General features: G+C 52.2%; 7 protein-coding genes. 3 read left to right on the plus strand and 4 right to left on the minus strand.

Annotated elements, in window-relative coordinates; genetic code table 11:
- Positions 1-697 precede the first annotated feature (697 nt).
- The gene (locus tag INT19_RS17640; RefSeq protein ID WP_319022112.1) at positions 698-1774 is read right to left on the minus strand and encodes a sensor domain-containing diguanylate cyclase; all 1077 of its coding nucleotides are present in this window, start codon (positions 1772-1774) and stop codon (positions 698-700) included.
- Between the two features lie 162 nt (positions 1775-1936).
- On the opposite strand from INT19_RS17640, the gene INT19_RS17645 reads away from it, so the two are divergent.
- Genes INT19_RS17645 through INT19_RS17655 form a run of 3 tightly spaced genes read left to right on the plus strand, consistent with a single transcriptional unit; the run spans position 1937 to position 6908 of the window.
- Positions 1937-2752: an alpha/beta fold hydrolase gene (locus INT19_RS17645; RefSeq protein ID WP_193061692.1), complete on the plus strand. Its 816-nt coding sequence runs from the start codon at positions 1937-1939 to the stop codon at positions 2750-2752.
- A complete protein-coding gene (locus tag INT19_RS17650; protein ID WP_193061693.1) occupies positions 2753-3745 on the plus strand; it encodes a sensor domain-containing diguanylate cyclase in 993 nt (330 codons plus the stop codon).
- 13 nt (positions 3746-3758) lie between these two features.
- Complete coding sequence (locus INT19_RS17655) at positions 3759-6908, plus strand: putative bifunctional diguanylate cyclase/phosphodiesterase (RefSeq protein WP_226912912.1); 3150 nt, start codon at positions 3759-3761, stop codon at positions 6906-6908.
- Between the two features lie 123 nt (positions 6909-7031).
- Here the strand turns inward: INT19_RS17655 and INT19_RS17660 are convergent, their stop codons facing one another.
- The 3 genes from INT19_RS17660 to INT19_RS17670 are packed head-to-tail and all read right to left on the minus strand — an operon-like array spanning position 7032 to position 13234.
- Positions 7032-10232, minus strand: a complete 3201-nt coding sequence (locus INT19_RS17660; protein ID WP_193061694.1) for a tyrosine-type recombinase/integrase — start codon at positions 10230-10232, stop codon at positions 7032-7034.
- Positions 10225-12705 (minus strand): hypothetical protein, encoded by a 2481-nt coding sequence (locus INT19_RS17665; protein WP_193061695.1) that lies wholly within the window; start codon positions 12703-12705, stop codon positions 10225-10227. The genes INT19_RS17660 and INT19_RS17665 overlap by 8 nt, the downstream gene beginning before the upstream one ends.
- 1 nt (position 12706) lies before the next feature.
- Positions 12707-13234, minus strand: coding sequence for a hypothetical protein (locus INT19_RS17670; protein WP_193061696.1), 528 nt, complete (start codon positions 13232-13234; stop codon positions 12707-12709).
- Positions 13235-13275 lie beyond the last annotated feature (41 nt).

Here is a 13275-nt window from a genome sequence, read left to right on the forward strand (position 1 = left end):
GAGTGCGGTACTGGCTGAGGTACTATGAGAAATCCAGGTTAGGAAGGCTATTCTGGCAAAAAACCTAGAAGTAGGTGACTATGATATAAACTGTATGGCGCGTTTTTAATCACTGTGTTCAGGCTACCTAGCCCCCGGAAGAAGTCGCCCCCGTAGCCGACAAAACCAAGGCCAGCTGGCCCAAAGACCTTGCCACCCAGGTCACCCTGCTGCGCGATATGCTCGCCGCCAGCCCCCACAGCGCGGAAAGTTTGGCCAGACAGTTCAAACGCAAACCGGTCAAAGGCGTCAGCGAAGTGCTCTCAGCACTCGCCGCCCTCGGTCAAGCCCAGCAGGAAAACGAACAATGACGGCTGGTTAGGTGATAAGACAATAAGCTGCTAGGCTGGCCTAGATAATATCTACGGCTGACCGCATTTGCGGATTCATCAACTGTTTGTATGTGCGAGTAGGTTCTGGATAACCAGGATAAATTAAGCACCGTAAGCGTACTGATTTGTGCGCCGGTTCCAGGGATAAAGTCTGACCTTTAGGCCATTGCTATCGCAGTGGCCTTTTGTCTACTCCAGCATTTGATCTCACCTATGCAACGACTTATAGATTGATGAAAGCGGGAATTTAGGCTGGAAATTTAATGCCACCTTTGGCAAAAAAGATTCTTTACAACGGGTTCTGTGAAAAATAGGAAAGCAAATTGCTAGTGAGCCACACCAGTTTTAAGCGCTGTGTCTAATGTCTCTGACAATGGTTGTTCTAACACGATGCAGTCTCGGCCTTGATCCTTGGCTTGATAAAGCAGTTGGTCAACAACGTTTAGCCGCTCTTGAAGGTCGCTAGCTTCATCCAGGCTGCAAATCCCCATACTAGCCGTAACGTAGAGCGGCTCGGCGATATTGGCTATCAACGGATGGCCGGCCAGCTTTTCTCGCAACCGGTTAGCGGCTTGGTACGCTTCATCAAGGGTTGTATGGGGCATGAGTAACATAAACTCTTCACCACCCCAGCGGGCTAGCACATCCGCTTGCCGCACAATTGAACGGCAGCGCTCTGCAAAGCGCTTGATGACGCGATCTCCCACTGGGTGGCCGTAGGTATCATTAATCTGCTTAAAATAATCGATATCGATCATTACTATCGCCGCTGGAGCGGCCCCACGCTTTATAGACGCCAGAGTATTATTCAGACGCCGCTCTAGCGCCCTGCGATTGAGCAACCCGGTAAGCACATCTGTTGCGGCTAATTTCGACATTTTGCGCCGCGCGTTCTCCAACTCGGCGATTAGACGTTTTTGCTCACGGTGCGAGCGCATTAATTCCATATGCGCCATCACTTGGTTAGCCAACGCTTGAAGAGCAAAGCGCTGTTGCTGGTCGATATCTCGAGGATGATAGTCAAGCACACAAAGCGTCCCTAATGGATAACCATCGTGGCTTTTCAGTATCGCCCCTGCATAAAAGCGTAAACAGGGATCACCGGCAACTAGTGGGTTGCTTACAAAGCGCTCGTCTTGCGTTGTATCGGGCACCACAAAAAGGCCCGGCTGTAAGATAACGTGAGCACAAATTGAAATATCCAGGGGTGTTTCACGCACTGAAAGCCCTTTAGCCGCTTTGAACCACTGCCGATTACGGTCGATGAAATTGATCACGGCAATCGGAGCCTGGCAGATGATAGCGGCCAATTCCACAATCTCATCGAATAAGGGGTCTTGAGGGGTATCCAGAATGTGGTATTCCACCAAGGCCGCTAGACGAGATGCTTCGTGATCTTGCACTTTCCTGTTCATCGTTCATGGGCAATCGCTACTGAATTGAAACTCTATAAAAATAGTTTTCACTGGGCTGTCCTTGTCGTTATTCAACGGCGTTGATATGCCTAGCACTGCGACACATGCTAACGTAATAGTATTAACTATAATAAAAATACGGGCACTTGAATGACGTCACTTATCGACTTTCTCAATGTTAATGAACACGGCCTTGGCACCACGCCCTTACTACTTATCCATGGGTTTGGCTGTGACCAAACAGTTTGGCATCGCCTTATTCCCTCACTTGAGAACGACTATAGACTGATTCTTGTCGACCTAGCAGGCTTCGGCGGCGCGGCACCGGAATTCTACGACTGCCAGCGGCACACTACGCCTACTGGTCATGCAGAGGATATTGCCTCACTGTGCGATGAACTGCAGCTAGAAAACGCCATGATGCTGGGCCACTCAATTGGGGGAACTATAGGGATGCTAGCATCTATTTTGCGTCCTCAGGCATTTAGCCGCCTGGGGTTGGTCTGTAGCTCAGCGCGCTACCTGGATGACCCACCCGACTATCACGGCGGCTACTCCCAGAAGCAGCTTGATGGCTTAATGCGACTAATGGAGCAAAACTACCTCGAATGGGTGAGTACGATGTCCCGAGTGGCGCTAGGTGATGCCATTACTTACGAACATCAACACAGCTTAAAGCAGCTCTTTCTTAGGATATCACCCAACATATTACGCCCATTGGCCAGAAGTATTTTTCTAGGCGATACCCGGCATCACCTGCCTCACGTTACAGTACCCAGTGTCATCTTTCAGACTGCTCGCGATGCTATTGTGCCGGTTGAAGCCGCCCAGTATCTACAAGCGAATCTTCTTAAAAGTCAGCTAGTCATGCTGGATGCAGGCGGTCATTACCCTCAGATGACTGCTCCTGATACCTTGGCTAATGCGCTACGGTCACGGCTTGCATTAACAGGGAAGCAACTATAGATGACGCCAAAGGCCGTGAACATTGCGCACTGGTGGCAGCTTGCACCCTCAGGCCTAATCATCGTAGACGGACAAGGCTGTATACTGCAGGTTAACCAAACGCTATGCCATTGGCTTGGCTACGCGGAAAATCAGCTTGTCCACCAGCCAGTCAGCACGTTGTTTACCACTGAGGCGCGTCTACTCTACCAAGGGGTGCTTTCTTTCAGGCTAAGCGATGTGGGGGCAGTCGATGAAATTCACCTTAACCTGCGCACGGAAAGTGGCGAGCCATTTCCAGTCCTGTCCAGCGCGCGCCGTTTAACCGCGCCTGACCCGCCCTTAACGCTTCTGGCCATGCTGCCGATTGCGCGTATGGATAAACTAGAACGCGAACGGTTAGAGTCTCGCCAATCAGATCGGGGCACATTAGAGGAAAATAGGCAGACTATTGCCGCTTTGGAGTCAATGCGTATCAAGCTAGAATCTCACAACCAAGAACTCCACCGTCTCACTTTACGACTGGCTCAGGAAGCTCGCAGCGATCCCCTTACCGGTTTGCCTAACCGTCGCCATTTTGATCTCGTCCTTCAAGAACGGCTAGCAAGTGCGTTTGTCAACCAGGCTCCAAAAGTGTTTAGCGTAGCGATACTGGATATAGACCTTTTCAAGCCTATCAACGACAACTATGGCCATGCAGTGGGAGACCAGGTATTGCAACAGCTAGCTCGACTACTCACTTCTCTCATACAGGGAAGTGACCTTGTTGCACGAATTGGTGGCGAAGAGTTTGCCTTTCTCATGTCTGAAACGTCACTTGAAGAAGCAGGCAAAGCCTTAGAGGGATTACGACACGCGATAGAGGTACACCCCTGGCTGCCTAAGCCGATTACCGCCAGCATCGGCGTGACAAGCTATCTGTTAGAGGATACTAGTGAAAGCTTAATGGCCCGTGCCGACCGCGCACTATATATGGCGAAGCACCTAGGACGTAATAACGTTGCCAAAGGCTAAATGGGGAGCAGCCATGCAAGCGAAAAGGGCTAAATCAAGCGCGAATGATACTGCTACAGCGCCCTATCGAATACGTGATATTGCGATAGATGTTGGCCTGCTTATGGTCGCTGCCACATTTATACTCCTGGGAAGCACAGGCCTTATAGGGCGTTGGGCAGGCATTGATTACCCACTAAGCGGTTTAATGGTGACCGATGCAGCGCTAACCGGCCTATTAGCAGGCTGCTGCCTTCTGGGGTGGTTAATCCATTACCGTGGGCTAATCGCTGTCGCGGCCGTTCCGTTAGCAGCCATCACGCTCTATACGCTAGTCCATAACGTCTGGGTCGGCGGGCCGTGGGTATCAGTCTCATGGGTGTCAGGCGGGCCAAGAATCCTCTCAGCGGCTGCACTTCTACTGCTGCTGGTGGCCGCATGTACCCTACTGGGCATGAAAAAGCCATGGCACAGGGTAGCGTGGGCGGGCTGTGGGTTACTAGCCGTTGGCATGGGCGGCTTCTCCCTTCTCCTTCTGTTGTTACCATCAAGCCGCTTTAGCTGGTCAGAAGGCTTTGTATCTGGGCCAATACTCGCCACATTGTATTCACTATTAGGTGGTAGTGCATTTATTGGGGCAGCTTGGCGCGGTAACCGCCGTCTGCTTCCACTTGGGAGTCTTACCATCACGGCTGTCGTAGCAGGGGTAATGGCCAGCTGTCTTGCGTGGTACACACTAAGCTGGAGCGCCCAAAATACTCTACAAAACCAAGTGACATCCCTAATGGATAATGCGACGCTGAACGCACGCCACGCCATGAGAACGCGACTGGAGTGGATTCAGCGTCTCGCTTGGCGGCACGACCTCCCTTTGCTTTCGCAACCCGACGATGGCTGGCTCCCCGACGTTCACGCCTACTTTCAGCATGCACCCTATTTAAAAAGCGTGGCTTTGTTTGATAGCCATGGCGAGCTTATCGATCTGCGAACATCAACAGAATTGCACACCTCCCCTATTTGGCAAAATGAGCCGCTAGATCAATTTCAGGACATGCTATTACTGGCGTGGCCAGAAGCGTGGACACTCCAACCCAAAGAGCATCCAAACACTCTGCTGCTTGTCGCGCCAACCGGAAACAATCAGCGCCATTATGTGGCCGCTGAAGTAGATCTTATCGATTTGTTAACACGCGAACTTAGCGTGCTACTTACGCAATTCCATCTCTCAGTAGGTGGTGACACGCCATTTTTAGTGTTACGGCATAACGATACGATCCCCCAATCTACCGCCTCACGCCCTTTGCCGCACCTAGAACGGCGCCATATTGGCTTGCCCGGCGGCGCACACCTCACGTTAGATGCCCACTTGGGCTCTCGCTCGACACTATTAAACGCAAGTATCATGCCCGCCAGCTTTGCTATTGCGGGGTTAACGCTTAGTTACTTGTTAGCACTTAGCCTTGGGCTGATTAAATTAGTGCGACAACATTCTGGCCAGCTACTCATAGCTAGACAGCAAATTAAAGCGCAGTACGACCTTGAGCAGCGCTTTCGCTCACTTTACCTCTATCATCCTGATGGAGTGTTTTCCCTTAATCACCAGGGGTGCATCACCAATGCAAATAAAGCCTGCAGCACGATTACTGGTCGCAACAATAGCGAGATTCTAGGCAACCATTTTTCTAAACTATTGGAGCCACAAGATATAGCACCACTACAGAAGCTCTTTACCGCTACGCTAGCAGGCCAGACAAAACAAGTAACCTTTCAGCTCAAGCATCGCGATGGGCATATAAAAGTTCTTGACCTAACCACCATGCCTATGATTGTAGAAGGAGTGACCCAGGGAGTCTTCGGCATTGTAAAAGATACAACGGTGCAACATGAACAAAAGGCACAGCTGGCCTATCAAGCCACCCACGACCTGCTTACACATCTGCCGAACTACTCTGAATTTGAAAAGCGTTTAAAATATACATTTAGCAATGCACAAAAAACCGGCCATAAACTCATAGTGTTGCACCTGGATCTGGATGGCTTTAAAGCGATTAACGATGGGCTTGGGCATCCGACGGGCAATCAATTGTTGATTGAGGTAGCCAATCGACTGCAACGACTTATCACACCGGGTGACACTCTCGCGCGCCTCACCGGTGATGAATTTGCTCTACTGCTCTCCCAAATGCCAACTGAGCAAGCGGCTATTGATCTAGCAGAGCAGATACTCGGCACTCTCTCTTTACCGTTTAAAATCGACGACACGTCAATTCACATCAGCGGCAGTATTGGCATTGCATGTAATACCACCGCAGTCGCGCATGCCCATGAACTTATGCAACGCGCTGACCTAGCCATGGGTGAAGCAAAGCAGCAAGGCCGCAATACATGGCAATGGTACCAAGGCGATGAGCAGCAAGTGACTGAAGCCTCGGTTATGCTACGCCACGATCTCCAGGCAGCACTGAAGCAGCAGCAGTTTGAGCTCTATTATCAGCCTATTGTGGACGCCACTAGTGGGAGCATTCGTGGGGTGGAAGCCCTTATACGATGGCATCATCCACAAAAAGGTATAATTTCACCCGGTATTTTCATTCCACTAGCCGAACAAACTGGCCAGATCATCCCTTTAGGGCGCTGGGTATTACAGCAAGCTTGCCAAGACGCTGCGAAACTACATGCCGCAGGCAAAGCTATACCAGTGGCCGTTAATATTTCATCACTACAGTTCAGGCGTGCTGGCTTTTTGGGGGATGTTCAACGTGCTGTGTGGGCGGCTGGTCTGCCTGCTAACGCCCTGGAGCTAGAAGTCACCGAGAGCGTACTACTCGATGGGGCGGATAAAGCAACCGACTTGATTAATCAGCTCAAGCTAATGGGCATCAAAGTCGCACTTGATGACTTTGGTACAGGATTTTCTAGCCTCAGCTACTTGCGCGATTTGCCTATTCATAAAGTCAAACTTGACCGCGCCTTTATTCACGATATAACCAACGACCATAAAAATGCCGCCATTGTCCAAGGCGTGATCACCATGGCGCATTATTTAGGCTTAGTCGTGGTGGCAGAAGGCATCGAAACCTATGAACAACAGCAGGATCTTGTACAGCGCCACTGTGATTTATTGCAAGGTTTTTTATTTGCTAAACCGATGCCGCTGGCAGCACTGCTTAAGCTCAAAGATTAACGTTCAGGCCCGTCTATCGAGAAGTAACAGATGCTTATGCACTAAAACCGATACAAAAAGTCCTGGCAAGGTCTTGGCATAGCGGACAAACGGCGACTCCAGCAGGAGAAGTGTCGCCTATTCCTACCTCACTTTAGAGCTCCCATGTTGGGCGACCGTAGCCATTACGATACACGCCATCACCAGCATATAGCGCACGGGGTAGCCACTTCGAGAGCGCTTATTCTCATTGACTACATAGAAAGTAACGTTGCCCGTGCCCAGCGGTTTTGAAAAACGGTTGCCTGGACGCTTAGCTTGCCATTCCACCTTATGTTGATGTGAGGGAAGCCGCTTCTTCCATTCACTCAGCTGCTGCTTCTCAGACAGGGACGATCGCGCACTGGGTGTCAGCTCAACGACTGCTCTGATGCGAGCATCCAGACCCAGCACCCAACTCACAAAGGCCAAGCCATCATCGGCATCGCGAATCCATACATGACCGTCGGTGGCACGGTGGTAGCGGTAGAACAAACGAAGATGCCTACGCAATTCATCCGGATGATGGCTAAACCACCACGACCAGATGGCTTGGTACATCGCATTCGCCACTGGGCGTTCCGCCAGCGAGCGCGGCATTGCCAGGCGTGGGTGGGCAAAATCATTCGGTGCTGACTGCTTACCTTTCGTCATCCGGTAGTGACGAAACGCGCTCATCCCCTGCCGCGTGCGCGCTGTTAGAACCCGCCGCGCGCAAGACGTTAGCCGCTCTGCCTCGCCTTTACACAAATTAAAGATATGCTCAACGTCGTCAAAATCGCGTTGATACAAAGCATCCAGCGCAGCGGCGACCTGCTCCAGCGATAGCTGACTCAGACCTTGGCGCTCAAGCAGTATCTTGGCTGGCAATTCAGGATAGGGGGCTAGCGCCTGCTGAGCTACGTCTATCACAGAACATTTGGGAAAGGCCTTTTTAAGCCAACGTGGCGGTTTTCCCCCGAAACGCTCTTTCCATTTACGCAGGGTCGCCGGCTTGATTTGGAGCACGTTGGCCAAGGGTTCCAACTGAGCAATTGCGTGGCTCGGAATACAGCTCTCCATCGAGGAGGACTGCTTGTGGCAGTAATGGTCAAGGAGCAGGCAGGTAAAGTGCAAGTAGCTTCGTAATGTCACATCGGGGGACGCATGCCCCATCAGTTGCGCGATAAAGTACAGCCCTGATCGCGTGGGCCCCTCAGCGACCTTGTCCCAAAGAAAAGCATGATGGGAAGGCCCTGACCAGGGTATCTCCACCCCATGAAAAGAGAGCAACAGATAGTTAGCCAGTGAATGACGCAGGTGATGAAAGCGCAGACTGTAATCCCCGGTGATACGTCGCATGGCTTCGTGGATCTCTGCCTGCACCTCATCATCGCGTAGTGGAGCCACCGAACCACTTCCCTCACCGAACAGCATGACTCGACCGTGAAGGGACACCTCTTGTCGATTGGCGATGAAGGCCTTGAATGCTTCCAGCTCGCTGTCCGTCAGCAGATAATGAAGCGGAAGCTGCCGCCGTGAATCATGGCTCTTAACCCCCACATACTCATTGTTACGAACCAGAAGGGTAACGTCGGTATTCTGCACCTCTTGATGAAGCAAGACATCATCTAACTGAATGGAAAGTGCTTCTCCTATCCTGAGACCAGCGCGAAATCCAAGCACAAATACCCAATAGCGAATTTGCCCCATGATGTTTGACGAGCGGGAGGCCAGAAAGCTAGCTATCAGACGATACTCATCCTCTGACAGACAATTGGCATCGGCGTGATGCGCGATAGTTGCCCCACCGTCAGCAAACACCATAGAGACGTTGGCCAGGCCTTGATCAATCACAAGAAAAGAATGGAATGAGCGCAACACCGTCCAACGGTAGTGGCGGTTTTTCTCGGTCTTGGCCTGTTCGACCACGAACTGATAGGCCTCAATGAGCGCATCCATCCGGTCCTGATCAACCGGCGTCTCCCCCAAAGCCTGCAGAAGCGGCATGCTTACACCGAGATACTTGTACAGCGTCGACTGCTTTCGCTTCTGCTTCTGATGCAAGAACAGCAGCCAGCGACACAGGCATTCAACGGTGGGAGCCATACGCTGAGAAGCAACAATGGCACTTTCCAGCTCGCGAGAAAGGTCTCGAAACCTGAGGCGTTTCTGGTTACGACGCTTATAGAGCGTATCGTGTAACGATTTCAGCAGCGCACGCCCTTCATATAACGGTTGGTCCCGCTCACAACGCTCGGTCACCATTGGCGTTAGCCCGGATCCTTCTCCTGGAAGCACATCCTCCTGCTCGGCTTTTGGCTTGGCATGCTTTACGTACCCACCGGTGAGCAGCTGATGCCAACGCTCTTCAGCAATTGACGTGCTTGGGTGTTTGCCGTGTGCGCTGTTCACGATATAAGCCGGTACATGTAAGCGAAAGGCGGTCGAGGCATGCTCGCTAAACGTCGGAAGTGACACCGGCTCAGTCTTTAAAGCGCCACAGAAATGCAGCCAAGCCGTCTGGGTATAAGTCCTCGCCTGCTGATAACCGCCACACTTCTCGCCAGGGTGGCCAAAATGCTGAATGTGGCGCATCAACACCGCTAAGGCCGACACTCCCAACAGCCAACGGCTACGTGGCAACACCCGTTTCGATTTTGGCATGCCTTCCGGTACTGTCTCATGCAGCACCAACCAGGCAGAAGCCCCGTGCACTGCCAATGTAGTGGTGGCCAATGGTAGTGAGTTCAGGTGCTTGCTGCCCAGCAGGCCGTCATTGGCAATCACACAATAAAGAAACAGCCCCCAACTGATCATTTCAGGCTCAAGCCGACGGTGTCCCTTTTTTCCATTGCCGTGCCAAAGAAGCGCCTGAAAGTCTGGCTGCTGAATCTCATGATCGGCATCCTGGCACCAGTCACGGTAATCGCTTAAATTTTTGAAGGACAAGGGCGTAAAAGGACTCGCCGCTGGCCTGACCAGGTGCAGCGGCGCTGGAACGCGCACGTCCCACCCCAACTCACGCTGCCCACGCGACAGCCCCAGTGATAAGAAGTTAACCTTGTTGCGAATTTCGACGACTGAACGGTTGTCACCGGTTTGTAGGGCTTCTTCCCACTGCTGGGCGATATCCGTCGGCACGCTGACATCCGATTCACCGCGGACAAGGCCAGGGTGCGTTTCCTGTAGCAGTTCCAGCACTGCCATTTGGTGACGACGCCTATTTAGCAGATGCTGCCGATGGCGTGCCTCGGCACCACCTGCCCCTTCCGGAACTTGTATTAGCTTCCAGCCGCTCCAAACTTCCTCGACATGATCAGTCATCCGCTAGCCCCTGCTGCACTGTCCATCCCGCTTCCCGGCGCATTTTACTGAGGACAGGCGCTAGCTCCCGAAACATTTCCACGGGGGTCAAGGTAGAGAAAGCGCCAAACGGCTCCTGCCCTTGTTGAGCGTGCCCCATAAAGGCATTAACCAGTTCGCCACGAACCCCTTCAGCACGCAAAGCACTGCGAAGATAGTGCCGACTTGCGTTGACTGGCAGCGTAAAGAGCGGTACGTGGCGCCGCAGATTCTCTGGAGAAAGCTGAACCATCTGCCAGCTGTCACTGATAAAAAACATCAGCGGCACGTCTGGCTGAGGCTCACTCAACACTGCTTCGAGGTGCTCGTAAAGAGACGCACGTTGATAAAACCGGGCCTGTAGCACTTCCAAGTGGCTCGCATACTGGCGTATTTGATCACGCAACTCCGGCAACAGCCAAACCACCCGTGCCTGACTCATCGCTTCGTCGTCCTTGTCGGAAATGGCCAGAAAACCGGACGCAAAGTCGATTTCCCGCCAGCGAAAAACCAAGTCATTGACAGCACGGTAGCCCGTCGCGAACAGTATCCAGAAAGCGATATAAGCCACGTAGTGATTATGCGTTTGTCGCCAACTCTCCTCCCCAGGCTGAAGACGCCTAGCTGCCCGCAGTTCGCCTTTCAAGTGTTTGACCAGGCGTGTCAGCAATATCGGTTTGAGGTTCAGCTTACTGCCATGGTCACCCTTGTTTTGAACGACTTGTTTGAAGGCGTAGTAATGCTTCTCTTCCACGCTAAGGTACTGATAGATGCTGTTACGCAGCGAAACAGCAGCAGCATGATAGAGTGTCTCAAGATAGCCAGCCGGCACGCTGTAATAATGTGCGGCCACATCAGCGACGGTGAAACGGTGCCCGGTCAACAGGTAAGCATCAACCCAATCGCTGGAGTGGCCGACGATCTCATCGAATAGCGCTTGACTGATCCGACGGGGTGTCAGCCGCATACGGTGGGTGCGGTTGATCTTTGAAACCGCCACCCGCATTGCCTCCTCAATGCCGCCATGACGCCATTCGGGAAACAATTCGCGATATTTTGTCCGACTTTTCCGCACCAAGCTGAGACGCGAGATAAACTTCCCCATCCGCACGGGACTGGCGACCACTACCACCTCATCCACCAATGCAGGCGTGCTCCCACCGGCTGTAAAGAGCAGTTTCTTTGCGTCGTCCTGGAGCCACTCCGGCGACGGAATGGGGAGCACAAAGGCGTGCTCTTCAATCAAAAAAGCGAGTACGTCCTTGCGGTGTTTCGGTAGCTCATGTCGATGGTTATAGACCCGCATCCCCAGAATCTGCTCGACGGGACGTCCAAGCCAGATCATCAACAGCAGCAGTAGACCGGCATAGACATCTTCGTCATCACGCTTTTCAAAGCGGCCTCGGCCCGTAAATAGCTCGAAAGCTGCTTTCGCTGCCAGCGATAGCTCGACCCGACTTAAGCTGGCGTAGCGAAAAGGAAGCCTCTGGTTGGACTGGCTGATATGTTGGATACGGCTGCTCTGGCGCCGGATCAAGTCCCTTAGATCAAACCCTAATGTCGGTGATGCTTTACTTTCCGTGAAGGAAACAGCACGCAGTGTCTGGGATTCTTTGGGGTGCAAACCGGCGGCACGCTGACGGCCCTGCGCCTGCTCGTCACCGGCCGATTCCAACAGTTGCATCGACTTTTCTGGCCCCTCATTTTCCTCGTCATCCGAATCCGACACATCAACGCGCCGCTCGATCGTTCGGGCCGGGTGGCCACCCCCACCTCCACCGTCTCTCGTCTTTCCCTTATGGTCGAGTACTTTTCGAACGAGCAGCTCGATACCCGACAGCGGCTCGAGGATCTCGTCGCTCTTTAGCAAATATTGTTGACGGTAGCTTTTGAGCGTGGCGTCCATCTCAATCTCTACCAACAGCCCGAGAGACTTCTTGCCATTGCCAATCGTCCGGATATCACGACAAGCAGCGGTGATTTCGGAACCAATATGCGCTTGGTGCCGCTTTCGCTGAACGGCTGAGCACGCCATAACTACACCGGTATGCTGCCAATACGCATCATTGCCATAGCACTCAGCATCGGGGGTAAGAATCAGCATCGCCCATTCAGGGTGGTCATTGATAATGCCGCGCTGCTTCCCCGACTGATCTAACCACGTCTCTGGGCAGCTTTCGCGATCAAATCCCTTCAGCACGGCGATAATCTGGGTAATGACAGGAAGGTAATGAAAGAGGCCTTTCTCCTCCTTTTTCTCGGTCGCATCATCAAGATCCTCCCGAATTTTTTGGCTTCTTTGAACTGCTTGTAAAGCACGGTTCAAGTTTTCCATAACTAGGAGAAGGTGGGTTAGATCATCCGGCGCTTTCAGCAGCGCAAGCAGCTTTTCTATTCTGGAAAGCTCCACGCTACTCAAAGTTGCCAATTTCTCCAAATCTGCTTGCATCACCATGTCACTGGGACTCCATGATCCGCTGGAGTTCTGATTTTCGCTTCCTTGAATGCGTGATGCGGCGCTCTTCTAGTCCCATTAATGCCTTTAGATTGCGTGTGGACAGACTCTTAGGCACCTTGATGCCGTGCGTCTTACGCAGCGTAATGGAGAGCTCTTTTAACTGTCGATAGACGCGCTCTTTCGCATCCACAGCCTCAGGACAGTGCATCAGGCTATGGCTAATAAGCTCAAACAACGCTCCTCTGACCAGATCAGATTCGTGAGCATCTGTGATGCCTACCGAGATGGAAGCCTCTGGATCCAGCAAGGCACTAACGGCATGAAACGCGCGAAATCCACTGACCACTTCGTAATGCCTCGATACCTTTTGCACAGAAACGGGATGGTAGGCAAGTAAGGTATCGGCTAATTCAGCATCCAGCCATGACGACACGGGCAATTGATTGGCAATGTTAATGTTGACTCGCTCGATCTCAGCGAGCGCTCCGGAAGGGGGTTTGATCTTCGATATTACCAACTTTGTCACACCATGCCTCAGTGTTGTCAGTCCAATGCATTACTATTATA

This window comes from Halomonas sp. 3A7M, from assembly GCF_014897875.1.
Lineage (GTDB): Bacteria > Pseudomonadota > Gammaproteobacteria > Pseudomonadales > Halomonadaceae > Vreelandella.

Coding starts and splice junctions, on each gene's coding strand:
- INT19_RS17650 (WP_193061693.1), top strand. CDS start 2,753: ATGACGCCAAAGGCCGTGAACATTGCGCACTGGTGGCAGCTTGCACCC.
- INT19_RS17665 (WP_193061695.1), bottom strand. CDS start 12,705: ATGGTGATGCAAGCAGATTTGGAGAAATTGGCAACTTTGAGTAGCGTG.
- INT19_RS17645 (WP_193061692.1), top strand. CDS start 1,937: ATGACGTCACTTATCGACTTTCTCAATGTTAATGAACACGGCCTTGGC.
- INT19_RS17655 (WP_226912912.1), top strand. CDS start 3,759: ATGCAAGCGAAAAGGGCTAAATCAAGCGCGAATGATACTGCTACAGCG.
- INT19_RS17660 (WP_193061694.1), bottom strand. CDS start 10,232: ATGACTGATCATGTCGAGGAAGTTTGGAGCGGCTGGAAGCTAATACAA.